The sequence below is a fragment of the Pseudomonas sp. 18173 genome (assembly GCF_050432945.1).
Taxonomy (GTDB): Bacteria; Pseudomonadota; Gammaproteobacteria; order Pseudomonadales; family Pseudomonadaceae; genus Aquipseudomonas.
On sequence record NZ_JBKFTN010000016.1, the window covers coordinates 85676 to 109334 of the forward strand.

25 protein-coding genes are annotated in these 23659 nt (G+C 61.5%); 5 read left to right on the plus strand and 20 right to left on the minus strand.

The genetic code is table 11. From position 1 onward, the window contains the following. Nucleotides 1–14: 14 nt before the first annotated feature. From ACLD1X_RS18675 to ACLD1X_RS18715, 9 genes are all read right to left on the minus strand, one after another. Nucleotides 15–1313 carry an MFS transporter gene (locus ACLD1X_RS18675; RefSeq protein WP_429370131.1) on the minus strand — a complete coding sequence of 433 codons (1299 nt, stop codon included), beginning with the start codon at nt 1311–1313 and terminating at the stop codon, nt 15–17. Between the two features lie 103 nt (nt 1314–1416). Then, a complete protein-coding gene (locus ACLD1X_RS18680) occupies nt 1417–2403 on the minus strand; it encodes a sugar kinase (RefSeq protein WP_429370133.1) in 987 nt (328 codons plus the stop codon). Next, nucleotides 2396–3178 carry a sugar phosphate isomerase/epimerase family protein gene (locus ACLD1X_RS18685; RefSeq protein WP_429370135.1) on the minus strand — a complete coding sequence of 261 codons (783 nt, stop codon included), beginning with the start codon at nt 3176–3178 and terminating at the stop codon, nt 2396–2398. The genes ACLD1X_RS18680 and ACLD1X_RS18685 overlap by 8 nt, the downstream gene beginning before the upstream one ends. Before the next feature lie 171 nt (nt 3179–3349). Further along, on the minus strand, nt 3350–4375 hold the full coding sequence (locus ACLD1X_RS18690) for a LacI family DNA-binding transcriptional regulator (RefSeq protein WP_429370137.1): 1026 nt from the start codon (nt 4373–4375) through the stop codon (nt 3350–3352). Nucleotides 4376–4514: 139 nt separating this feature from the next. Beyond that, entirely contained in the window at nt 4515–5123 is a 609-nt protein-coding gene (locus ACLD1X_RS18695) for a LysE family translocator (protein WP_429370140.1), read from the minus strand. Between the two features lie 53 nt (nt 5124–5176). Continuing rightward, the gene (locus tag ACLD1X_RS18700) at nt 5177–6016 is read right to left on the minus strand and encodes an AraC family ligand binding domain-containing protein (protein WP_429370142.1); all 840 of its coding nucleotides are present in this window, start codon (nt 6014–6016) and stop codon (nt 5177–5179) included. A 75-nt stretch (nt 6017–6091) separates the two neighbouring features. Beyond that, nucleotides 6092–6733, minus strand: a complete 642-nt coding sequence (locus ACLD1X_RS18705) for a DUF1345 domain-containing protein (RefSeq protein ID WP_429370144.1) — start codon at nt 6731–6733, stop codon at nt 6092–6094. Nucleotides 6734–6915: 182 nt separating this feature from the next. After that, nucleotides 6916–10014 (minus strand): multidrug efflux RND transporter permease subunit, encoded by a 3099-nt coding sequence (locus tag ACLD1X_RS18710; protein WP_429370146.1) that lies wholly within the window; start codon nt 10012–10014, stop codon nt 6916–6918. Nucleotides 10015–10029: 15 nt separating this feature from the next. Continuing rightward, complete coding sequence (locus tag ACLD1X_RS18715) at nt 10030–11187, minus strand: efflux RND transporter periplasmic adaptor subunit (protein ID WP_429370148.1); 1158 nt, start codon at nt 11185–11187, stop codon at nt 10030–10032. 293 nt (nt 11188–11480) lie between these two features. On the opposite strand from ACLD1X_RS18715, the gene ACLD1X_RS18720 reads away from it, so the two are divergent. Then, nucleotides 11481–12182, plus strand: a complete 702-nt coding sequence (locus ACLD1X_RS18720; RefSeq protein WP_007985461.1) for a response regulator transcription factor — start codon at nt 11481–11483, stop codon at nt 12180–12182. 4 nt (nt 12183–12186) lie between these two features. Continuing rightward, nucleotides 12187–13488, plus strand: coding sequence for an ATP-binding protein (locus tag ACLD1X_RS18725; RefSeq protein WP_429370150.1), 1302 nt, complete (start codon nt 12187–12189; stop codon nt 13486–13488). Between the two features lie 5 nt (nt 13489–13493). Here the strand turns inward: ACLD1X_RS18725 and ACLD1X_RS18730 are convergent, their stop codons facing one another. The 7 genes from ACLD1X_RS18730 to ACLD1X_RS18760 form a co-directional block, all read right to left on the minus strand. After that, the gene (locus tag ACLD1X_RS18730; RefSeq protein ID WP_429370152.1) at nt 13494–14255 is read right to left on the minus strand and encodes a transcriptional regulator; all 762 of its coding nucleotides are present in this window, start codon (nt 14253–14255) and stop codon (nt 13494–13496) included. After that, nucleotides 14255–14737: an RNA polymerase sigma factor gene (locus tag ACLD1X_RS18735; protein ID WP_429370265.1), complete on the minus strand. Its 483-nt coding sequence runs from the start codon at nt 14735–14737 to the stop codon at nt 14255–14257. Before ACLD1X_RS18735 ends, ACLD1X_RS18730 begins: the two co-directional genes overlap by 1 nt. A 66-nt stretch (nt 14738–14803) precedes the next feature. Next, nucleotides 14804–15346: a tetratricopeptide repeat protein gene (locus tag ACLD1X_RS18740; RefSeq protein ID WP_429370154.1), complete on the minus strand. Its 543-nt coding sequence runs from the start codon at nt 15344–15346 to the stop codon at nt 14804–14806. Between the two features lie 200 nt (nt 15347–15546). Beyond that, nucleotides 15547–16500 carry a D-2-hydroxyacid dehydrogenase family protein gene (locus ACLD1X_RS18745; protein WP_429370156.1) on the minus strand — a complete coding sequence of 318 codons (954 nt, stop codon included), beginning with the start codon at nt 16498–16500 and terminating at the stop codon, nt 15547–15549. A 13-nt stretch (nt 16501–16513) separates the two neighbouring features. Beyond that, nucleotides 16514–17539: an alpha/beta fold hydrolase gene (locus ACLD1X_RS18750; protein WP_429370158.1), complete on the minus strand. Its 1026-nt coding sequence runs from the start codon at nt 17537–17539 to the stop codon at nt 16514–16516. A gap of 85 nt (nt 17540–17624) precedes the next feature. After that, nucleotides 17625–18059 carry a YqaA family protein gene (locus ACLD1X_RS18755; protein ID WP_429370160.1) on the minus strand — a complete coding sequence of 145 codons (435 nt, stop codon included), beginning with the start codon at nt 18057–18059 and terminating at the stop codon, nt 17625–17627. Continuing rightward, nucleotides 18059–18505: a DUF411 domain-containing protein gene (locus ACLD1X_RS18760; protein ID WP_429370162.1), complete on the minus strand. Its 447-nt coding sequence runs from the start codon at nt 18503–18505 to the stop codon at nt 18059–18061. The genes ACLD1X_RS18755 and ACLD1X_RS18760 overlap by 1 nt, the downstream gene beginning before the upstream one ends. Before the next feature lie 397 nt (nt 18506–18902). Here ACLD1X_RS18760 and ACLD1X_RS18765 point away from each other — a divergent pair, with 397 nt between their 5' ends. Continuing rightward, nucleotides 18903–19433, plus strand: coding sequence for a hypothetical protein (locus tag ACLD1X_RS18765; RefSeq protein WP_429370164.1), 531 nt, complete (start codon nt 18903–18905; stop codon nt 19431–19433). Nucleotides 19434–19480: 47 nt separating this feature from the next. On the opposite strand, the gene ACLD1X_RS18770 is transcribed toward ACLD1X_RS18765, so the two are convergent. After that, the gene (locus ACLD1X_RS18770) at nt 19481–20476 is read right to left on the minus strand and encodes an aldo/keto reductase (protein ID WP_429370166.1); all 996 of its coding nucleotides are present in this window, start codon (nt 20474–20476) and stop codon (nt 19481–19483) included. 117 nt (nt 20477–20593) lie between these two features. Between ACLD1X_RS18770 and ACLD1X_RS18775 the strand changes: the two genes are divergently transcribed. Then, on the plus strand, nt 20594–21520 hold the full coding sequence (locus tag ACLD1X_RS18775) for a LysR family transcriptional regulator (RefSeq protein ID WP_429370168.1): 927 nt from the start codon (nt 20594–20596) through the stop codon (nt 21518–21520). 7 nt (nt 21521–21527) lie between these two features. Here the strand turns inward: ACLD1X_RS18775 and ACLD1X_RS18780 are convergent, their stop codons facing one another. Continuing rightward, complete coding sequence (locus ACLD1X_RS18780) at nt 21528–21665, minus strand: hypothetical protein (RefSeq protein WP_429370170.1); 138 nt, start codon at nt 21663–21665, stop codon at nt 21528–21530. 158 nt (nt 21666–21823) lie between these two features. On the opposite strand from ACLD1X_RS18780, the gene ACLD1X_RS18785 reads away from it, so the two are divergent. Next, nucleotides 21824–22012, plus strand: a complete 189-nt coding sequence (locus tag ACLD1X_RS18785) for a hypothetical protein (protein ID WP_007970993.1) — start codon at nt 21824–21826, stop codon at nt 22010–22012. 8 nt (nt 22013–22020) lie between these two features. On the opposite strand, the gene ACLD1X_RS18790 is transcribed toward ACLD1X_RS18785, so the two are convergent. Both ACLD1X_RS18790 and ACLD1X_RS18795 read right to left on the minus strand, forming a co-directional pair. Next, on the minus strand, nt 22021–22392 hold the full coding sequence (locus ACLD1X_RS18790; protein ID WP_429370172.1) for a fe2+ zn2+ uptake regulation protein: 372 nt from the start codon (nt 22390–22392) through the stop codon (nt 22021–22023). A gap of 259 nt (nt 22393–22651) precedes the next feature. Then, nucleotides 22652–23653, minus strand: a complete 1002-nt coding sequence (locus ACLD1X_RS18795; protein ID WP_429370174.1) for a FecR family protein — start codon at nt 23651–23653, stop codon at nt 22652–22654. Nucleotides 23654–23659: the final 6 nt, after the last annotated feature.

Genomic DNA, 23659 nt, shown 5'->3' on the forward strand with positions numbered 1-23659 from the left:
ATCTCAGCTTCAATTCAGGAATGTGCCGTGGCAGTGCGCGTTACCGTGGCCGTGGGCCGCTCCCGATCGCTGGCGCCGGGCTTGAGAAAAAGGGTCAGCAGCACCGAGAACATCAGCGCGCCGCTCATCAATAGGTAGGAAGCGCCGGGCGAGCCGGTGGAGCTGTTCAGGTAGCCGACCAGATAGGAACCGCCAAACGAACCGAGGGCGCCCATGCTGTTGATCAGCGCCATGGCGCCACCGGCGACGTTGGCCGGGAGGATTTCCGGGATGATCGCGAAGAACGGCCCGTAAGGTGCGTACATGCAGGCGCCGGCAATCACCAGCAGGGTGTAGGACCACCAGAAGTGCTCGGCACCGAGTGCGTAGGAACCGTAGAAGGCAATCGAGGCGATCAGCAGTGGTGGCCAGACGAAACGTTTACGCTTCTGCAATTTGTCCGAGCCCCAGGACACCAGCAGCATGCCGATCACCGCCGCCAGGTACGGCAGCGCCGAGAGCCAGCCGGCCTCGACCATGTCCATCTGCGCGCCAGCCTTGAGGATCGACGGCAGCCACAACACGAAGCCGTAGACACCGATGCTCCAGCAGAAGAACTGCAAGGCCAGGACGATCACTTTCGGCGAGCGGAAGGCTTCAGCGTAGTTTTTTACCGCCTTGATGCCGACTTGTTCGGCCGCCAGGGCGCTTTCCAGGTCGAGCTTTTCCTGGTCGCTGAGCCACTTGGCCTGGGCCGGGCGATCATCGGCCAGGCGCCACCAGATAAACGCCCAGAGCACCGCCGGCAAGCCTTCGATGATGAACATCCAGCGCCAGCTGAAATGCTGCACCAGGTAGCCCGAGACCACCGACATCCACAGCATGGTCACCGGGTTGCCAAGGATCAGGAAGGTGTTGGCCCGTGAGCGTTCGGCACGGGTGAACCAGTGGCACAGGTAGATCAGCATCGCCGGCATTACCGCCGCCTCGACCACGCCGAGCATGAAGCGAATGACGATCAGCCAGTAGGCGTTGGAGACGATCCCGGTCAGGGTTGCCAGGCCACCCCAAAGGATCAGGCTGACGAAAATCAGCTTCTTCACGCTGTGTTTCTGGGCGTAGATCGCGCCGGGTACCTGGAAGAAAAAGTAGCCGAGGAAAAACAGCGCGCCGAGCATCGACGACAGGCCGGGGGTGATCATCAGGTCGGCGGCCATGCCGGAGGCGGCGGCGAAGCCGTAGTTGGCGCGGTCAAGGTACGCCAGGCTGTAGGTGATGAACACGATGGGCATGATGTACCACCAGCGGCGGGTGGCGAGTGTTGCGGTTTTCATGGTGGTGCTCCTGAGCTTGTTGTTTTTGTCGCAGCAGGTAACGGTTTGGATCTTCATTGCTTATGCGGGCCTCTTCGCGAGCAGGCTCGCTCCCACAGAGGCGTTACGTTGGAATCCGGTCCAGTGTGGGAGCGAGCCTGCTCGCGAAGACGGCCTCAAATTCGCTAGCCATTTCAGGCCGGGTCGGCAACCCCTCCATATCCCCCCGACTCTGCACCGCCCGACTGCCAATCCAGTTGGCGCGTTTCACGGCGTCGGCGATGCTGTGGTTTTCCAGTAGTGCGCTGATCATGCCGACGGCAAACCCGTCACCGGCGCCTACGGTGTCGACCACCGTCTCCACGGGCACGCCCGCGACGAAGCCTTCATCCAGCTGCGTGCGGTAATACGCCCCGTGTGGGCCAAGCTTGATCGCCACGGCCTCGACGCCCTGGTCGAGGTAGAAGGCGGCGATGTCGGCCGGGTCTTCGAAACCGCTGAGCAAGCGACCTTCACTCAACCCCGGCAACACCCAGTGGGCGAGGGCGGCGAGGCGGTTGATCCCGGTGATCATCTGTCGCTCGCTGGCCCACAGGCTCGGGCGCAGGTTCGGGTCGAAGGACACGCTGCGCCCGGCGTCGCGCATACGGGTCATCAATTCGAACGACATTTGCCGTGCCGACTCCGACAGCGCCGGGGGAATGCCGGTGGCATGCAGGTGCCGGGCCTTGAGCAGTTCGGGGACAATGGAATGCGGCGACAGATGACTGGCCGCCGAGCCCCGGCGGAAGTACTCCACGGTCGGGTCGCTGCCATCGTCGGTGCGCGACTTGAGCTGAAAACCTGTAGGGTGCGCCGGGTCGATGTCGACGTGGCGGCAATCCAGGCCTTCTTTCTCCAGCGTGCCAATCACGTAGCGCCCCAAAGAGTCGGCGCCGACCCGGCTCAGCCACGCCACCTTGAAGCCGAGCCGCGACAGGCCGATGGCGACATTGCTGTCGGCGCCGGCAATGCGTTTGTGGAAGGCGTCGACGTCGGCCAGATCGCCAGCGTGCTCGGCGACGAACATCGCCATGGTTTCGCCGAACGACAGAATATCGATCTCAGACATGAGCGCTCTCCAGCTGCGACTGGCCCAGATGGGCGAGGGCGGTGACGTGTTCGCGGGTCAGTTGCACCAGGTCTTCGCCCTGCAGCGGGTATTCCGCCGCGCGCATCACGCCTTGGGGCATGTGGCGCAGCAGGAGTTCCCACGCCTGCCAGTCATTGGCCGTGGGTGGTATCGCGACCAGTTTGCCGTCGGCGCGTCGCGCCACTGCCTTGCAATGCACGTAACCGACGTGACGGCCGAGCAATCGCGCAGCGCTGGCGGCGGATTGGTCCTGCCAAAGCCAGTTGCCGATGTCGAAGGTCATTTTGATCGGCAGGTTGTGCTGCTCGACTTCGCTGAAAAAGCGCTGGAAAGGTTCGATGCGCCCGCCGTACAGGGTCTGGTCGTTCTCCACCAGCAACTGCACGGCAGTGTCCCTCAGCATTCGGGAGAGGGTGTGCAAATCGTTGTTGTCGGTGAAATAGCCCAGCGACACCTTGAGCCATTTGGCGCCAAAGGTTTGGGCACGTTGCAGCGCATGGATCAGCTCCGGATTGGGTTTCGATTGTCCGGCCAGCCAGAGTTCCGTTGGCGAGGAATACACGCTCTGCAACCCCTTGGCCTGAGCCTCATCGGCCAGTTGCACCGGGTCTTCGCCGGTCAGCAGTTCTTCGCGCCATTCGATGCGCGTGGCACTGGCTGCAGCGAGAATTTCGATGAAACTGCCCTGACCGAGTTGACGGACCAGATCGGCGCCGTAGCTGGACAGGCTGATGGAAACGGCGGGTTTGTTCATTGTTGTTTTACCTCTGAAACCGGTTTCATTTTTGTTCAAAAAAATAGGTGGTGATCTTTCGGGCCTCTTCGCGGGCAAGCCCGCTCCCACAGTGTCCTTTATCGTTCACAAGTGTTGCGTACTCCAAAGATTCCTGTGGGAGCGGGCTTGCCCGCGAAGGCGTCGGAACATTCACCGAGAAAAACCACGGGTCGACCCCCGCACAATCAACCGCGCCGAAAAGTCCAGCGTCCGCACCGCCCCGTCATCCCCGCGCAGCCGCTTGAGCAAACACTCGAACGCGCTGGCACCCATCTCCTCGGTCGGCTGGGCGAGGGCGGTAATACCGCTGCCTACCAACGGGTACCAGTCCAGGTCATCGAGGGCGATCAGGCCGACGTCTTCAAACAGATTGCACTGGAGTTCACGCAGCGCATGGGTGCTGGCCAGCGCCGCGATGCCGTTGGCGCAGAACAGCGCTTTCGGACCGGGGCCGGGTGCATCGAGAAAGGTTCTGATGTTCGCGGCGAGCTCGCTACCGGTTTCGATGAGCGTGCCGGCAAGCGCCGGTCGCTGTTCGATTTGTGCCTTGAAGCTGGCGACCCGCTCGATCCGCGAACTGGTGCCATCGAACGGTTCGGTGACCAGCAGCACATCGCGATAACCGCGCTCCTCAAGGTGAGCAAGGGCCATTTCAACGGCTGCCGGGTTGTCCAGCCCGACCATGTCGCTTTCAAGGTGCGCGACCTTGCGGTCCACCAGCACCAGGGGCATTTCCCGGTGCAGTTCGTGCAACTCGTCGCGGTGATGACCGAGGGTGTTCACGATCAGGCCTTCGATGTTGTACGAGCGCAGCAGTGCCAGATGCTGGCGTTCCTGCTCGTCGTCGCGGTCGGTGTTGCACACCACCAGGCTGTAGCCATGCTGGCGGCAGGCGGTTTCCACCCCGTGCATCACGGCTATCGAGTAAGGGTTGCGGATGTCGGCAACCAGCATGCCGATCAGGCGGGTCCGCCCGCGTTTGAGGCCGCGAGCCATCTGGTTGGGGCGATAGCCCAATTCGGCGATCGCCTGCTCGATGCGCCGGGCAGTCGCATCGGAAAGCAAAGCGCGATCATCGCCGATGAACCGCGAAACGCTGGCCTTCGAGACCTTGGCGTGTTCGGCCACGTCGAGCATGGTCACGCGGCTGCGCTGGGCGGCGGAGAAGTCGTTCACGGGCTGAAACCTTCTTATTGGATTTATAGGGCCTGCGCTTTTTCAGATAGCGCTGAAACCGGTTTCAGAAGACACCAAAAGCCATTTCGCCGTCAAGCCTCCAATGACGAATTGTCGGAACATGACCGACGGCTGGCGCTCAAGGCAGCACGCTCAACCACGCTGAGACCAGTAGCAGCAGGGCCATGCAGCGGTTGAAACGTTGCATTGCACCGGGCGCGCGCAACCAGCGTGTGGAGCCAGCGCCCAGCAGAGCCCAGACCCCAAGACACGGCAGGGAAATCAGGAAAAACGCCAGCGACAGATACACCACATGGATCAGGCGATGTTCACCGCCTCCAGCGAACACACTGACCACTGCCAGCGCCATCATCCAGGTTTTCGGGTTGATCAGTTGCAGGCTGGCAGCGCCCATCAACCCGAGTCGTGCGCCAGTGTCCTGCGCCGTGACGTCGACGGCGGGGGCGCTGAAAATCTGCCAGGCCAGGTAACTCAACCACGCTACGCCCAGCCACTGCATCGCGATTTGCACGCCAGGCAAAGTGGTCAACGACGAACCCACCCCAGTGCCGACCACCAGTACAAGGGTCGCCGCGCTGGCACCGGCACCCAGGATGATCGGTATGGCGGCCGACAGCCCATAGCGGGCACTGTTGCTGAGCACCAGGATATTGGTCGGGCCGGGGGTGATGGCGGCCACGAAGGCAAACAGCAGGAAGGGAACAAAGGTCGGGAAAGAGCTAAACATCGCAGGCAAATTCCGCTGAAGATCAGTGAAGTGGATCTTCACAATCCGCGGCATTACCTGTCTGGAAGATTTGAGCAGCGCTTGCGGTACAGCGCGGGCGTCAGGCCATAGGCACGCACGAACCAGCGTCCCAGATGACTCTGATCGGCAAAACCCAGTGCCATGGCCACGGTTGCCGGTTGCTCGCCCCGTGCCAGCAGTCGTCGGGCCGTGGCCAGGCGCAATTGCACCAGATAGGCGTGGGGTGCCATGCCATAGGCGGCCTTGAACGCGCGGGTCAGGCGAAAGCGATCGACGCCAGTGGCGACGGCCAACTGGTCCAGGCCGATGTCGTATTGCGCATTGGCGTGCAGATACTCCCGCGCCCTCTGCGCAACCAAGGGCAAGCGCGGGTCTTCGCTATAACGGGCTCGCCAGTGCAAATGGCTGGTCAGGCGTTCGAGCAAGGCATCGAGGGCGGTCTGGCGGACGATCTTCAGCTCACCGTGATGCAGGGTTTCAAAGGCCAGGCTGGTGGCCTGGGCCAGTCGTGTGTCGCAGGCCAGTGTGTTGGCGAAACTCAATTGACTGTTGTCGGGGGCGTTGTCGAACACGGCAGTCAGTTCACGCTGCAGCCACTGCGGGTCGAGGTACAGCATGCGGTAGGTGAAACCGTCCTCGGTCGGGGCTTCGCCGTCATGGATGTCACCGGGTTCGAGCAAAAACACCTTGCCCGGTGTGCTCTGGTGTCTCGCCCGGCGGCAATTGAATTGCTGGACCCCTTGCTCGGTGACACCCACCAGATAGCTGTCGTGCCAATGCGGGTCGTAGGCGTGACCTTCGAAATGCGCGCGCAGGGTCTCGATGCCGGTGTCGGCGTCCTGGGCCAGGTCGATCCAGTTGTGAGGGGGCATACAGCACCTGTGGGACGGGTTCCCGAGTCATTTAACCCCGGCACCGAAGCGCTGACTAGAACGTTTGTGCAGCCGTCAACTGAACAACCCGGCGGCAATGTTGATCGAAAACCCCAGTATCGCCGTGTTGAACAAAAAGCCGATCAGCGACTGCGCGAGCACGATCTTGCGCAAACCTCGGGTTGCTACGCCGACATCGGAGGTCTGGACCGCCACGCCGACGGTGAATGAGAAGTACAGGAAGTCCCAGTAGTTGGGCGTGGTCAACCCTTCGGCAAATCGCAGCGCCGGCTCCTTGCCCTCCCAGGTGTAGAACAGCCGTGCGTAGTGCACGCTGAAAATCACCCCGATCAGCAACCAGGAGCCGATCACCGTCAACGCGGTGAAGCCGTAGTGCAGCAGTTTGCGGGTGGTTTCCAGGTCTTTGCCGCCGGCCAGTTCGAGGGTGATGGCGGCCAGGCTGGCAATTGCCGCAACGCACACCACGAACAGCACCAGCCCGGCGTTCTCGTCCTCGATTTCGGCAATGCGTTTCACATCAGTCGCTTTCGAACGCACGACGAGCCAGGACATCAGGATCAGGTAAGTCCAGACCCCGGCATTCCAGCCGAAAAGAATCTTGCCAATGATCGAATCGGCCGGAGCCAGAATGCCCACTGCGATGCCAAGTGTGGCGGCAGCGGACAGGCGAGGGTGGGTGTGGGTGAGGTAAGGCATGGAGGCTCGATGGGTCGGGGCTGTGCAATCACCTTAGCCCAGGTGAGCACAATCTTGAAATCACCGGGATTCCCTGTGGGAGCGGGCTTGCCCGCGATGGCGGTATAACGGCCAACAGTGATGTTGAATGTTTTGGCCTCATCGCGAGCAGGCTCGCTCCCACAGGTAATCGGTGGTGTCAGCTATAGGTCTTTATGGCGCCTGCGCACCAGCTTCATCACCACCACAAAAAACACCGGCACGAACACCACGGCCAGGGTCGCCGTGATCATCCCGCCGATCACCCCGGTGCCGATGGCCTGCTGGCTCGCGGAACTGGCGCCAGTGGCGATCGCCAGGGGCACCACGCCGAGGATGAACGCCAGCGAGGTCATGACAATCGGCCGCAACCGCAAACGTGCCGCTTGCAGGGTCGCGTCGATCAGGTCATGGCCTTCGTCGTACAGGCTCTTGGCGAACTCGATGATCAGGATCGCGTTCTTCGCCGACAGGCCGATGATGGTGATCAACCCGACCTTGAAGAACACATCGTTGGGCATCCCGCGCAAGGTCACGGCCAGCACCGCGCCGAGCACACCCAGCGGCACCACCAGCAGCACCGAGGTCGGGATCGACCAGCTTTCGTACAGCGCCGCCAGGCAGAGGAACACGATCAGCAGCGACAGCCCCAACAGGATCGGCGCCTGGCTGCCGGACAGCCGTTCCTGCAATGACAGCCCGGTCCATTCCTGGCCCAGGCCTGCCGGGCCTTGCGCCACCAGGCGCTCGATTTCGGCCATGGCCTCGCCGGTGCTGTGGCCCGGCGTCGGTTCACCGGAAATGCTGATCGCCGGATAGCCGTTGTAGCGGGTCAACTGTGCCGGGCCCTGGGTCCATTTGGCCTGCACGAAGGCCGACAGCGGCACCATTTTTTCGTGGGTGTTTCGCACGTGGATTTTCAGCAGGTCGGCCACCTGGCTGCGTTGATCGCCCTCGGCCTGTACCACGACGCGTTGCATCCGCCCCTGATTGGGGAAGTCGTTGATGTAGGCCGAGCCCACCGCCGTGGACAGCACATTGCCGACGTCGGCAAAGGACACCCCCAGCGCGTTGGCCTGCTTGCGGTCGACGATCAGTTGCACCTGCGGTGCCTCGGCCAGGGCGCTTTCCCGGACATTCATCAGGATCGGGCTTTTTTCGGCGGCCGCGAGCAAGTCGGTGCGCGCTTCCATCAGCCGTGCATGACCGAGACCACCACGATCCTGCAACCGGAACTCGAATCCGCTGGACGTACCCAGGCCATCCACAGGCGGCGGCAGTACGGCAAACGTCACCGCATCCTTGATCTGGCTGAGGGCGATGTTGGCCCGGTCGGCAATCGAGGCGGCCGAGTCGTCGCTGCCGCGCTCGGACCAGTCTTTGAGCGTGCTGAATGCCAGCGCCGCATTCTGCCCGCTGCCGGAGAAGCTGAATCCGAGAATCACCACGCTGTCGCGAATGCCCGGTTCGCCGGCGTTGTGCGCTTCAACCTGCTCGGCCACCTGCACCGTGCGGTTCTTGCTTGCGCCCGGCGGCAACTGGATGTCGGTGATGGTGTAGCCCTGGTCTTCCACCGGCAGGAACGAAGAGGGCAGGCGACTGAAGGCCAGGCCCAGGCCGATCAGCAACACGCCGTAGATCAGCAGGTAGCGCCCGGTACGTTTCAACGCATAGGCGACCCAGCCCTGATAACGGTCGGTCAGTTGTTCGAAGCGACGGTTGAACCAGCCGAAGAACCCGGTCTTTTCGTGGTGTTCGCCTTGGGAAATCGGCTTGAGCAATGTCGCGCACAGGGCCGGGGTCAAGGTCAGGGCGAGGAAGGCCGAGAACAGGATCGAGGTGGCCATCGACAGCGAGAACTGCTGGTAGATCACCCCGACCGAACCCTGCATGAACGCCATCGGAATGAACACCGCGACCAGCACCAGGGTGATGCCGACGATGGCCCCGGTGATCTGCTGCATGGCCTTGCGCGTGGCTGCCTTGGGTGATAAACCCTCGGTGGCCATGATGCGCTCGACGTTCTCCACCACCACGATGGCGTCGTCCACCAGAATGCCGATGGCCAACACCATGCCGAACATGGTCAGCACGTTGATCGAAAACCCCAGCGCCAGCATTGTCGCAAAAGTGCCCATCAACGCCACCGGCACCACCAGCGTCGGAATCAGCGTGTAGCGGATGTTCTGCAGGAACAGGAACATCACCGCGAACACCAGCAGCATCGCCTCAAAGAGCGTGTAGACCACTTTGGTGATCGAGACCTTGACGAAGGGGGAGGTGTCGTACGGAATCGAGTACTCCACGTTCGCCGGGAAGTAGCGCTTGAGTTCGTCCATCTTCGCCCGCACCAGGGTCGCGGTGTTCAGCGCGTTGGCGCCGGGTGACAACTGCACGGCGACGGCGGTGGACGGCTTGCCGTTCAGGCGCGTGGAAAACTGGTATTCCTGGCTACCGATCTCGACCCGGGCCACATCGCTGATGCGCACGGTCGAACCGTCCGGGTTGGCCTTGAGCACGATGTCGGCAAACTCTTCGGGGGTCGACAGCTGGCCCTTGACCAGGATGGTCGCGGTAATTTCCTGGCTGGTGCGGGTCGGCAGGTCGCCGATGCTGCCCGCCGAGACCTGGGCGTTTTGCGCGACAATGGCGGCGTTGACGTCTGCCGGCGTCAGGTTGAAGGCGAGCAGTTTCTGCGGGTCGATCCAGATCCGCATCGCCCGTTCGGCACCGTACAGTTGCGCCTTGCCGACGCCGTCCAGACGCTTGACCTCGTTCATCACGTTGCGCGCCAGGTAATCGCTGAGCGCCACGTCGTCGAGCTTGCCGTCGCTGGACGTCAGTGTGATCAACAACAGGAATCCGGAGGAGACTTTCTCCACCTGCAATCCTTGCTGGATCACCGCTTGCGGCAGACGCGATTCCACGGCCTTGAGGCGGTTCTGCACATCCACCTGCGCCAGTTCCGGGTTGGTCCCCGGCTGGAAAGTGGCCTTGATGGTGGCGCTGCCCAGGCTGCTCTGGGATTCGAAATACAACAGGTGATCGGCGCCGTTGAGCTCTTCCTCGATCAGGCTGACCACGCTCTCGTCCACGGTTTGTGCCGAAGCGCCCGGGTACACGGCGTAGATTTCGATTTGCGGCGGCGCCACATCGGGGTATTGCGCCACCGGCAGTTGCGGAATGGCCAGCGCCCCGGCCAGCAGGATGAACAGGGCAACCACCCAGGCGAACACCGGGCGGTCGATAAAGAACTGCGGCATAAAAAAGCGTCCTGCTTACTGGCCAGTCACCTGGGCAAGTGGAAGAGGGGTGTTGTCGATCTGCACTTTCTCGCCGGGGCGGGCGTGCTGCAGGCCCTCGATGACGATGCGGTCGCCTGCTTTCAGGCCGCCGGTGACGATCCAGCGATCGTTCTGCACCGCCCCCAGCTCGACCGGTTGCTGTCCGACGCGTTGTTCGGCGTCGAGCAGCAGCACCTGGGCGATGCCGGCACTGTCGCGCTGTATGGCACGTTGCGGCACGCTGATGCCTTGCTGATTGACCGCTTGTTCAAGGCGTACGCGCACGAAACTGCCGGGCAACAAGTCGAGGTCGGGGTTGGGGAACTCGCTGCGCAGGATGATCTGGCCGGTGCCCGGGTCGACAGAGATGTCGCTGAACAGCATTTTGCCGGGCAACGGATAGAGGCTGCCGTCATCCTGGATCAGCGTGGCCTTCGCCTGGCCCTGGCCGACCTGCTGCAACTGTCCGGAACGGAAGGCGCGGCGCAGTTCGTTGAGCTCGCGGGTGGACTGGGTCAGGTCGGCATGAATCGGGTTGAGTTGCTGGATCAGCGCCAGCGGCGTGGTTTCGTTCTGCCCGACCAGCGCGCCTTCGGTGACCAGCGCGCGACCGATACGCCCGGAAATCGGCGCGGTGACAGTGGCGTAGCCGAGGTTCAACCGGGCGCGCTCCACCGCAGCCTTGCTGGCCGCGACGTCGGCGGCGGTCTGCCGTGCGTTGGCCCGGGCGTTGTCATAGTCCTGGCCGCTGATGGCCTTGTCGTCGATCAGTTGGGCGTAGCGTTGCTCCTGCAACCGGGCCTGGAACGCGTTGGCTTCGGCCTTGCGCAATGCCGCTTCGGCGCTGTCCAGGTCAGCCTTGAACGGCGCCGGGTCGATGTGGAACAGGACATCGCCCTGTTTCACGTCACTGCCTTCACGGAAGGTCCGCTGCAAGACCACGCCGGCCACGCGGGCACGCACTTCGGCGATGCGCGGTGCGGCAATCCGCCCGCTCAGTTCGCTGCTGATGGTCAGTGGCCGCGCTTCGATGGTTTCGATGCGGACCGTGGCCAGTGGCGCCTGTTCCTCGGCGTTCGAGGATTTGTCACACGCAGCCAGTGCCATCGCCAGTGCAATCAGGCCGAGCCTGGCAAGCAGATTTTTCGACATGTCATACCCCAATAAAGACCCCCAGCATCCTACTGGGCGCCAGCGAGGTTAGCGGTGAAGCTTTGTTGGTGCTGTGTGAAATTGTGTAAGGGTTTTACTCAGAGACGAGTGAGGGCGTATATCCTTCAGTCCTTGAATTTTATTGCGCCTGTCAGGCCGCCTTCGCGGGCAAGCCCGCTCCCACAGTGGTCAGTGCTGTTCACAGAGGCTGTGTCCACATCAAATCCCTGTGGGAGCGGGCTTGCCCGCGATGAGGCAGGGGCAGGCGCCACAGCTCTTTCTGGAAACACCCCATGCCCAACATCCTCCTGGTCGAAGACGACACCGCCCTTGCCGAACTGATTGCCAGCTACCTGGAGCGCAACGGTTATTCCGTCAGCGTGATCGGTCGCGGCGATCATGTGCGCGAGCGTGCGCGGCTCAATCCACCGGACCTGGTGATCCTTGACCTGATGCTGCCCGGCCTCGACGGCTTGCAGGTCTGTCGCCTGCTGCGCGCCGATTCGGCGACTTTGCCGATCCTGATGCTCACCGCCCGCGACGACAGCCACGACCAGGTCCTGGGCCTGGAAATGGGCGCCGACGACTACGTCACCAAACCGTGCGAGCCGCGGGTGCTGCTGGCCCGGGTGCGGACCCTGTTGCGCCGCAGCAGTCTCAGCGAGCCGCAAACCGCCAATGACCGCATTCTGATGGGCAACCTGTGCATCGATTTGTCCGAACGCACCGTGACCTGGCGCGAGCAGTTGGTGGAGCTGTCCAGCGGCGAGTACAACCTGCTGGTGGTGCTGGCCCGGCATGCCGGTGAGGTATTGAGCCGCGACCAGATCCTGCAACGCCTGCGCGGCATCGAATTCAACGGCACCGACCGTTCGGTGGACGTGGCGATCTCCAAATTGCGGCGCAAATTCGACGACCACGCCGGCGAGGCGCGCAAGATCAAGACCGTGTGGGGCAAAGGCTACCTGTTCAGCCGTTCCGAGTGGGAATGCTGAGCCGATGTTCAGAATTCTCTTTCGTCTGTACCTGGTGACCATCGTCTCGTTCAGCGCGGCGATCTACCTGGTGCCGGATCTGGTGGTCAAGGTGTTCCACGAGCGCTTTGTCACCTACAACCTCGACTATTCCCGTGGGCTGCAAACGCTGATCGTCAATCAGTTTCACGCGGCCCCGGCCGAACACTGGCCGGCCCTGGCCGCTGAAATGGACAAGGACTTCCATCCACTGCACATCTTGCTCAGCACCAATGACGACAGCAGCCTGACGCCTGATGAACAGCAACGCTTGCGCCGCGGCGAGAACGTCGTGCGCGTGGGCGACTGGGGCTGGCGCACGCTGGCGGTCGCGCCGCTGAACGAGCGCACCGTGGTGCAAATGGTCGTGCCGCCGGATCCGCTGGACGTCAACCTGTTGTACTGGAGCATCAACGTACTGATCGGCGCGACCATGCTCGCTTGCCTGTTGCTGTGGCTGCGCCCGCACTGGCGCGACCTGGAACGCCTCAAGGGCGCGGCCGAACGCTTCGGCAAGGGGCATTTGAGCGAGCGTACGCAAATCTCACCGAGTTCCAATATCGGCAGCCTGGCCAGTGTTTTCGACACCATGGCCGGCGATATCGAGAGCCTGCTCAACCAGCAGCGCGATTTGCTCAATGCGGTGTCCCACGAGTTGCGCACGCCGCTGACGCGCCTGGATTTCGGCCTGGCGCTGGCGCTGTCCGACGACTTGCCGGCGACCAGCCGCGAGCGTCTGCAAAGCCTGGTGGCGCATATTCGCGAACTCGATGAACTGGTGCTGGAGTTGCTGTCCTACAGTCGCCTGCAAAACCCGGCGCGGCTGACGGAGCAGGTCGAGGTGTCGCTGGATGAGTTCATCGACAGCATTCTGGGCAGCGTCGACGATGAAATGGAGTCCCCGGAAATCGTCATCGACGTGCTGTTGCACGGCCAGCTCGAACGCTTCAGCCTGGACCCTCGCCTGACTGCCCGAGCTTTGCAAAACCTGCTGCGCAACGCCATGCGCTATTGCGAGAAGCGTATCCAGATCGGTGTGCAGGTGTACGCCGGAGGCTGTGAAATCTGGGTCGACGATGACGGCATCGGCATTCCGGACGATGAGCGCGAGCGGGTTTTCGAGCCGTTCTACCGCCTCGACCGTAGCCGCGATCGGGCCACGGGTGGTTTCGGACTGGGCCTGGCGATCAGCCGGCGCGCGCTGGAGGCGCAGGGTGGCACCCTGACGGTGGAAGCCTCGCCGCTGGGTGGGGCGAGGTTTCGTTTGTGGTTGCCGACTTTAGCCTAACGCGCTCAGGCACTCAGGCGACTGCGCAACAGCTTCGCCATCTCTTCCAGATCGGTCATCGGCTGATGCCCGATCAGCATCCAGGCGTGTTCCATGTCAGCCCAATACACGATGTTCAGCTCGCGTCGCTGTTCCCGGGCAAAGTGCCGGCTGCCGCTGTTGGAGCGGGTGACGCACAGCGCCATGGGGCCGTGCAGCGGATCGAGGTAGGTGATCTGGGCGATGGGTGCGCCGTCGTACTCGAGGATTTGCGCACGCTTGAACTCGGCACGGGGCAGGCTCAGTTTGGCCGGTGCGAGGTCAAGACCCAGGCGCGCATCGATGGTGCGCAGTTGTGCCCGTTGGGTGGCTTCATCGCCGGGTAGATGATCCAGGGTTTCCGGTACGTAGAGCGCCATGTAGTCGGCCACCAGGCCGCGCCAGTTGTGTGTCTGCTGACTCGCTTGCCAGCCGAGAAACAAACGGTCCGCCAGCACGCCGCCGGCCAGCAGCCCGGCCGCCGCGGCAAGGAACCAGCGGCGATTGAGCGCAGGGCGCACGGGAGAGGGCAGTGTGGCGAGCATGACTTGCAGGCGATCCACCGGCGCCTGCCGGGCCAGTTCATCGTAGGCGTCCTTGAACGGCAGGCTGCTGCGATTGAGCCATTGCAGGCGCAGGCCGAGCATCGGGTCTGCGATGATGGCCGCGTCGATACGCGAGCGCTGCTCGGTATCGAGTTGGTTGTCGAGGTATGCCACCAGTTGTTCGTCCGAGGGTCTGACGCTCATCAATGTTCTCCCCGGTTAGGGTTGGGCACCGTGTGCAGCGGTGGGTATTCGGCCAGTTTCGCCCGAGCCGCGGCCAGACGGCTCATCACCGTGCCGATGGGCACTTGCAGCACATCGGCGACTTCGCGGTAGGACAACCCTTCGACGTAGGCCAGAAACACGGTTTCGCGCTGGGCCTCGGGCAAGGCATCGACGCGCCGGATCACCTGTGACGCCAGCACGTGGGTCTGCGCCACGGATTCTCCATCGAACGACAAGGCCTGATCGGCGTCCACCCAGCCCTGACCCTGGCGCACCCGTTGGGCGCGGACTTCGTTGAGCCAGATCGAATGCAGAATGCTCAGCAGCCAGCGGTCCATGCGCGTGCCCTCCACATATTGCCCGGCCCGCTCCAGTGCCCGTACGCAGGTGGCCTGCACCAGATCGTCGGCGACATGTCGTTGTCGGGACAGCAGCAGGCCGTAGCGCCATAAACGCGCCAGATGCTGGTTCAGCTCCGTTCGTATTGCCTGATCGCTGGCGATGGCGACCTCCGTCCGCTCGGGTTGTCAGGTTTTCGATGAATCGTTGATGGCTTCGGCCAGGTCCTGGTATTCCTCGCACTGGGTGCTGCCGCAGATGGCTTTGATCTGCTGCAGTTGCTCCTGCGCAAGGTCCAGCCGGCCTTTGATCACATAGGCCTCGCCGAGGTATTCACGGACTTGTGCGTATTGCGGGTCGAGTTTTACCGATTGCAGGTAATAACCGATGCCTTTGTCGGTTCGCCCCAGTTTACGCGTGGCGTAGCCGCGATAGTTCAAGGCTTTTGCGGTATTTGGCTGTTTGAGTGTGTCGAGCAGGGCCAGGGCTTCTTCGTAACGCCCGTCCTTGGCCAGTTGATAGGCATAGTTGGTGCGATCTTCGTCAGGCACCAGGTTGCTGGTCTGCCTGACGCAGCGTTGCGATCGGGTGTCGAGCACCTGACCTTTAGGGCAACTGGGCCTGGCGGGGGGCTCGCTGCCGCCGCCGCCACCGTTGGCCAGGGCGAGGGAACCGGACAGCGCAACGGTCAGCAACAGCGGAGTGGTCAGAACGGCAAAACGAATATTCATGGGCTTGGCTCCACAGGTTCATGCGTTTCAGATCAGGTCACGCCCCGCCAGATGCCGCGCAAGGCCGAAACAGCCAGCGGCTTGAACAATTGAAGGGGGCTGACAGCCCCCGGCAATCTTATGTTCACGGTTGATGTGATGAGAACACCGCAGCAAGAACAATTATTCATTACGTTGTGACGATGAACGCTGACTCGCTATCAGCCCAGCAAACGAATGGGCGTGCCGGCAGACCAGGCCTGGATGTCCTCGATCATTTGCGAAAAGAACAGCTGGTAGTTCTGTTGGCTCACGTACCCGACATGGGGGGTTGCCAGCACATTGTCCAGCGTGCGGAACGGATGGTGGGCGGGCAGCGGTTCCTGTTCGAAGACGTCCAGAGCGGCTCCGGCCAGCCGTTGTTTCTGTAGCGCCTTGATCAGCGCCGCTTCATCGACAATCGGTCCGCGAGCGGTGTTTACCAGCAGCGCCGTGGGCTTCATCCAGCCCAGTGCCTGCGCATCCACCAGGCCGCGACTGCGGTCGCTGAGCACCAGGTGCACCGACAACACGTCGGCCTGTTCGAACAGCTGCTGCTTGCTGACATGGGTCACACCGACTTGTGCCGCGCGCTCGGCGGTGAGGTTCTCACTCCAGGCGATGACGCGCATGCCGAACACCTGCCCGAACTGCGCGACGCGCTGGCCGATGCTGCCAAGGCCGAGCAGCGCCAGCGTCTTGCCGTGCAGGTCGCCGCCCAGGCCTTGTTGCCACTGGCCGGCACGCAAGGCATTGGCTTCGAACACCAGGTTGCGGGTGGCGGCCATGATCAGCGCCCAGGTCAGTTCCGGTGCGGCGTGTTTGTAGCTGTCGGTGCCGCAGACCTGAATGCCCAGCGCAGCGGCGGCGTTCAGGTCGAGGGCGGCGTTGCGCATGCCGCCGGTCACCAGCAGTTTGAGCCTGGGCAGGCGGCGCAGCAGGTCTTCATCGAAGCGGGTGCGCTCGCGCATCACGCAAATCACCTCAAACCCGGCCAGGCGCTCGGCCAGGGACGGGTTATCGGTGGGGTAATCATGGAGAAAACTCACCTGGCCGACGCTGTCCAGCGCCGACCAGTCCACCACGTCCCGCGCCACATCCTGCCAATCATCCAGCACTGCAATCTGCACAGGCATCAGTCTTTCCTCTTCAACGCACGGGGTTGGTCTTGTTCAGCCAGGCGAGCAGGGCCCGGTGGAATTCTGCCGGTTGTTCCATCTGTGGCGCATGGCCCATGCCAGGGAATTCGACCAGCGTGGACTGGGGAATCAGCCTGGCCACTTGTTTGCCGAGAACGTCGTAGTGCCCGATCTTCGCCTTGACCTCGGGCGGGGCGATGTCGCTACCGATGGCGGTGGTATCGGACGTTCCGATCAACAGCAGGGTCGGCATCTGCAGGTTGTGGAATTCGTAGTACACCGGCTGGGTGAAGATCATGTCGTAGATCAGCGCCGAGTTCCACGCGACTTGCAAATGCCCCGGGCCTTTGTTCAGGCCGGCGAGCATGTCGACCCAGCGATCGAATTCCGGTTTCCAGCGGCCGCTGTAATAGGTGGTGCGTTCGTAGTTGCGGATGCCGTCGGCGCTGAGTTTGAGTTCGCGTTCGTACCATTGATCAACCGTACGATAGGGCACGCCGAGGGCTTTCCAGTCTTCCAGGCCAATGGGATTGACCAGCGCCAGTTGCTCGACCTGTTCGGGGTATTGCAAGGCAAAGCGAGTGGCAAGCATGCCACCGGTGGAGTGCCCCAGCAGGGTCGCTTTCTGGATGCCCAGCGCCTTGAGCAATTGCTGGGTGTTCGTCGCCAGTTGCTGGAAGCTGTACTGATAGTGCGCCGGTTTGCTGGAGGTGCAGAAGCCGATCTGGTCCGGGGCGATGACCCGATAGCCGGCGTCGCTGAGGGCTTTGATCGAGCTGTCCCAGGTGGCGCCGCAGAAATTCTTGCCGTGCATCAGCACCACGCTGTGACCATTGGCCTTGCCGTGGGCGGCGACGTCCATGTAACCCATTTGCAGGGCCTGGCCCTGGGATTGGAACGCAAAGTGCTTGAGCGTGTAGGGATAGTCGAAACCCTGGAGTTCCGGGCCATATTGCGGCCCTTCGGCGTGGGCGATGGCGGGCAGTGCGGCGGTCAGCAACAGGCCGGGTAACCAGCGCGAGAGCGAGCGTGACATAGGGCAACTCCACGGAAAATCCGCCGATGCTGGATCGGCTCGATTAGGGCGACATTAAACACAGGCAATCGCCGCCCCTGATGGTTCAACCCATCCAGCCCAGTGTCGCCACGGCCAGCACGCCGTAACGGGCGCCTTTGGCCAGGGTGACCATCAGCAGGAAGCGTCCCGGCGGCTCGCCCATGACCCCGGCGACCAGCGTCAGCGGATCGCCGATCACCGGCAGCCAACTGAGCAACAATGACCAATGGCCGTAGCGTTGGTAATGAAGCCGGGCTTTTTCCAGGTGCCGGGGGCTCACCGGAAACCAGCGTCGGTCGCGGAACCGCTCGATCCCGCGCCCCAGCCACCAGTTAAGCAGCGACCCCAGGACGTTGCCGACGGTTGCCACTGCCAGCAGCGCCCAGAGCCAATACCGATCGCTGAGCAGCAGTGCGACCAGCACGGCTTCGGATTGCAATGGCAGCAGCGTGGCGGCACCGAATGCGGCGAAAAACAGCCCCAGGTACGCGCCGGACATCACTGGGCGGGGTAGTCTGCAACCACTACGTCAGTGCCGTCCTTTTTCAGGCCAATGACCTGATAGGCATCGCTCATGCCATCCATTTCCATGCCGGGCGAGCCCATGGGCATGCCGGGGGCGGCGACGCCCAATAGATCGTCGCGCTTGCTCAGGGCCAGGACCTGGTCGGCCGGAACATGGCCTTCGACGAACTTGCCGTTGATCAACGCGGTGTGGCACGACGCCAGGCGCGGCGGTACGCCGTGCTGTTGCTTGAATTCGCTCATGTTGGCTTCGACGTGGTCGTCGACCTTGAAGCCGTTGGCCTGCAGGTGGGTGATCCATTTTTTGCAGCAGCCACAATTGGCGTCGCGATGAACCTCGATCGGAATGAGGTCGGCAGCCTGGGCCAGGGAAGACATGAACAGGGCGCTCAGGGCGATCAGGCGCAGAGGGTTTCGCATGGGATTCGTCTCGGCTAACGGGCAAAAAAACGCATTCTGACCTTTTTTACCGGTCAGGCATTCAAGGAGTGTTTCGAATTAATACAAAGATCCGCCACTCAATGATGCTCGATCAACACTGTCAGGCGGATGAGGGGCGCATTACAAAAACGTCAGGTTGAAATGCCGAAGGCGCGTGTCAGTAGCGATACAAACGAACTAACCAAGACGTACAAAATGTATAAAAGGGATGTCGATGCACTATTCATAAATGCACAAAGTGTCAATAAACATGGTGTTTTACAGCATGTTTCTTAATTGTACGAGAATTGTAAAAACTCTGAATTAAAGTTTGGTCGCGCCAGCCCTCCGGTCGATACTCGGCTCCCACTGAGCTTGGTCAAACAAGGAGTTTTCAATGACTATCGGTTATACCGGCGCCTGGACCGCGAAGGCGGGCCTGTTGGTTCGAGATACTTCCAGCAGTTCAAAACCCGTGTCCCAGAGCGTCAAGGTCAAGCAGATGCTTGCCCTGGTGGGCAGCAACCCGGTTGAGCTGGATACGGTCAAGATGGACAAGATGCAATTGCGCAAGCAGATGAAAGGTTTTGACCCCTCCAATATTTCAGTCAAATCCATGGGCACTCTCAGTGTCTTTCTGAAGGAGCGCGGCCTGATCAGCGACGTGACGGCGGTCACGTTGAGCAATGCCGGCGACAAGTTCGACCGGTTTGGCATCAAGGACCCTGACGCGAAGTTCAATGCCCTGGAATATTTCGCCACGCAACTGGAGAACATCCAGAGCAATAACATGAAGGGTAACAAGTACGCCAACTACCTGATTCCCGAGTTCAAGAGGGCGATCTACGTGCTGCAGAACCTGGAAACCTACGGCCAGAGCAACGGTCCCATGGTGATTCCAGCCAAAGGTCACTCGGATAAGGCCTGACGCCCTGTTGCCCGGCCCGCCCGGATCATCGAACGGGCCGGTACCCGTTAGCGGTCGAGCAGTTTCATGACTTCTTCGGGGTAACGCAGGCCAGCGGTGGCATTCGCCGGAAAGATCGCCTCGAGTGCCTGCAGTTCATCGGCATTCAACGTCACCTCCAGCGCCGCCACGTTTTCTTCCAGGTATCGACGTTGCTTGGTGCCCGGAATCGGAATCAGGTAATCACCCTGCGCCAGTACCCACGCCAGCGCCAGTTGCCCGGCGGTTACGCCTTTCTCTGTCGCAAGCGCCTGAACCTGCTGCACCAGCAGCAGGTTTTTCGCGAAGTTTTCGCCTTGGAAGCGAGGGCTGAAACGGCGGTAATCGTCAGCCGCGAAGTCATCCGGACTTTTCAATGCGCCGGTCAGAAAGCCCCGGCCCAATGGGCTATAAGGCACAAAGGCGACGCCCAGGCGCTGGCAAGCCGCCAGGCAACCGTTTTCTTCCTGATCACGGCTCCATAACGAATATTCACTTTGCAGCGCGCTGATCGGATGAACCTTGTGTGCCCGTTCGAGTGTCGCCACCGAGGCCTCGCTCAAACCCAGATAACGGACTTTGCCGGCGCGGACCAGTTCGGCCATGGCGCCAACGGTTTCTTCAATGGCCACCTGCGGGTCGATGCGGTGCTGGTAATACAGGTCCAGGGTGTCCACACCGAGGCGTTTCAAGCTGCCGTCGACAGACTGGCGAATGTATTCTGGCCGGCCGTTGACGCCCCGTGCGCCGGGGTTCGCCGGGTCGCGGACGATACCGAACTTGCTGGCCAGGAACACTTGGTCGCGCTTGCCGGCAATGGCCTTGCCAATCAGTTCCTCATTGCTGTGCGGGCCGTACATATCGGCGGTGTCGAGCAGGTTGACGCCCAGTTCCAGCGCGCGATGCAGGGTGGCGGTGGCTTCGCGGGTGTCCGTGCCGGTGGTATAGAAGTCGGTCATGCCCATGCATCCCAAGCCGATGGCCGAAACCAGCGGACCGTTTTTTCCCAATTGACGTGTTTGCATGAAATCAGCTCCCTGTGAAGTGAATCGCCATTGTTCGCCTCGACAGAAACAAGATAAACCGGCTAAAACGGTTATCACTATTCGTTTAATCTAAACAATCTGTCGGTGGAACCAGCAATGGACCGTTTCAACGCCATGCGCGTCTTTACCCGAATCGTCGAGCTGGGTGGTTTTGCCAGGGCCGCCGACAGCCTGCAATTACCCCGGGCTTCAGTCACCATTGTGATCAAGCAACTGGAGGCGCATCTGGGGGTACAACTGCTGCAACGCACCACGCGGCAGATCAGCCTGACGCTCGACGGCGCGGCCTATTACCCGCGTTGCGTGCGCTTGCTGGCGGATCTTGAAGAGACCGAAGCGGTGTTCAGTGCTGCGCGCCACAACCCCAAGGGGCTGTTGCGCGTGGACATGCCGGCAGGAGTGGGGCGCCTGGTGGTGATTCCGGCGCTGCCGCAATTCACGGCCCGCTATCCCTTGATCGAACTGGAAATCGGCTTGAATGACCGGCCGGTCGACCTGATTCGCGAAGGTGTCGATTGCGTGTTGCGTGGTGGCTCGCCGCTGGACGATTCGTTGGTGGCGCGGCCGCTGGTGACGATGGATCAGGTGACCTGTGCCAGCCCCGACTATCTGCAACGGCACGGAACGCCGCGTACGCTGGATGACCTCTGCGGGCATCAGGTGGTCGAGTACTTCTCCAGCAGCAGCGCAAAGCGCTATGGACTGGAGTTTGTCGTGGATGGCCAGGTGCAGTCGCTCGACCTGCCCAAGCGGGTGGCGGTCAACAGTGCCGATGGCTATCTGGCGGCGTGCGAGGCCGGATATGGCCTGGTGCAGACGCCGTACTATCACGTGGCGCGGCAACTGGAGGAGGGACGTTTGATTGAAGTGCTGAGGGAAGTGCCGCCACCAGGCATGCCGATGACGGCGCTGTATCCGCCGCACCGCCAGTTATCCCGGCGGGTGCGTGTGTTTGTCGATTGGCTGGTGGAACTGTGTGCCCAGCCTGGCAATGACTTCTACAGAAAGGACTTGGGGCGTTGAGCCGCCTTTAACGATGTTGGTAGTAACCCGGTCCGCCATGGCCGTAGTCGTGATCGTGGTGCCGGCCCCCATGGGGGTAGATGATGCAACCGCTCAGGGTCAGGAGGGCAAGCAGGGGAATCAGCAGTGTGATTCGACGCAACATTTTGGAAATCCTCATGGTTATCGCCGTAATGAAGCGAAAAATCTTCATCGGCTGTAACATGAGACCGCGCTTATAGCAGGTCATTCCCGAAACAGGGTAAGCGCCCGGCATGCATGTCGATACAAACCGGATACACTTTTCAGATTCAGGAACCCGCAATGACTCAGTCGCAACGTTTGAAATACTCGATTCTGATCTCCCTGGTGGTGCTGGGGATCATGTTTGGCCTTTCCTGGTTGCAGAATACCGGCGTCATCAGCGAAAAAATGTTCCAGTACATCGCCATTGGCGTGGCGGTGATAGTGGTGGTCATCAACGGCGTGATGCGCCGCAAGGTCAAGCCCTGATCAGTCGATCACGGATTGCGCAGGATGGCCGCGGCCTGAGGATGCAGGCTGTAGCTTTTGTCGGGGTTGAGGACAATCACCCCCTCGCTGCACAAGCGCTTGAGCACTTCACGCACGCTGAGAAATGACAGGGGAATGTCCAGGTCCAGCAATTGGCTGTGCACACCCCGTACGCCCAGGCTTCGCTCGCTTTCGGCGGCCGTCAGCAGGGCGTCGATGACTTTCAGGCGGATCAGACTGGTTCGCAGGCCATAACTTTTGAGCAGGACCCGGATGCGCTCGTTGCCGTGGCGATCGCTACGCGGCTCGAATACGCCGACTCCCATGGAAGTACCCTTTGGCGCGTTGCTACCGTCCGTTGGCAGTTGCGAGTTGTACATTGCAAAACTCCTTTTCAGAGCCTGATCAGGAAAAAGTGGGCGCTCTTACAGGACTAGACGTATGAGCAGCGCAAATCATGAGGGCTCAAATGTAGAAATTTTGTCGCCAGCATGTGATCAACCTGTCAGTCCATGCGCCGATGCGCGCTAAAACCCTGAATTTCTGATGTGAGCTTCGTTCCTGCAGCGGCCGCGCAGTGATCTGATGGGTATTTGAAACAAACGAGGAAGGCCACATCCCGCAAGGGTTGCGGCCTTTTCAGCTTTTCGGAGTCTTTTGCGGAATCGCGTTGACCACCAGGTTGCCGTTGTCATTGCGTGTCAGGTACACCGGCAGCACGCGGGGCAGGGACTTCACCAGGCCGTTGATCTCTTTGATGTTGTAGATGCCGCCGATGTGGATCGAGCCAGTGCTGTTGTCAGCGATCATCAACGGTTTATCCAGGTAGCGGTTGATCAACGGCAATGCATCGGCCAGCGCCAGATCGTCGAGCACCAGTTTGCCCTGGCGCCAGGCCAGCGAACTGTCGTTGTCATAGGTATCGCTGATGCGCGGAGTGAAATCACCCTGGCGATAGCTCGCCTGCATCGCCGGACCCAGACGCAAACCGTCGCCGGGTAGCTCATCGTTGCTGCTGACCAGCACCGAGCCTTCGATCAGGTTCACCTTCACCTGGTCTTCATACATCCAGACGTTGAATTTCGTACCGGTCACGCGTATGCGGCCTTCGGCAGCCTTGACCACAAACGGGTGACGAGTGTCGTGGCTGACGCTGAAGAACGCCTCGCCTTTTTTCAGCGTGACCTGGCGTTGATCCTTGTAGTTGCTGTAGGTCAGTTCACTGCCGAGGTTCAGTTCGACCTGACTGCCATCGCTCAGGGTGACCGTGCGAACATTGTCGGTCGATTCGAAATGCTGGTACGCGTTGGGCAGCCAGCCCAGGTGCCAGCCGCTGAACGCCGCCAGCGGCAACGCCAGGGCACACACGGCGGCCGCGATGCCCAGGGTGCGCCATGGTGCCTGTGGTTTGGGCTGAGCCATTGGCAAGACGGAATCAGGGCGAGGCAGATCTGCGGCGACATCCCAGATTTCCAGCATCGCCTCATACTCCAGGGCATGAAACGGGTGGGTATCGCGCCATTGCGCGAACGCCTGGCGTTCCTGCTCGGTGCAATCATTGGCGTGCAGACGCATGCACCAATGCGCAGCGGCATCGGTGATGGCGTCGTATTCGGCTTGCGAGAGCGTGTGGTCGGTCATTGGCTC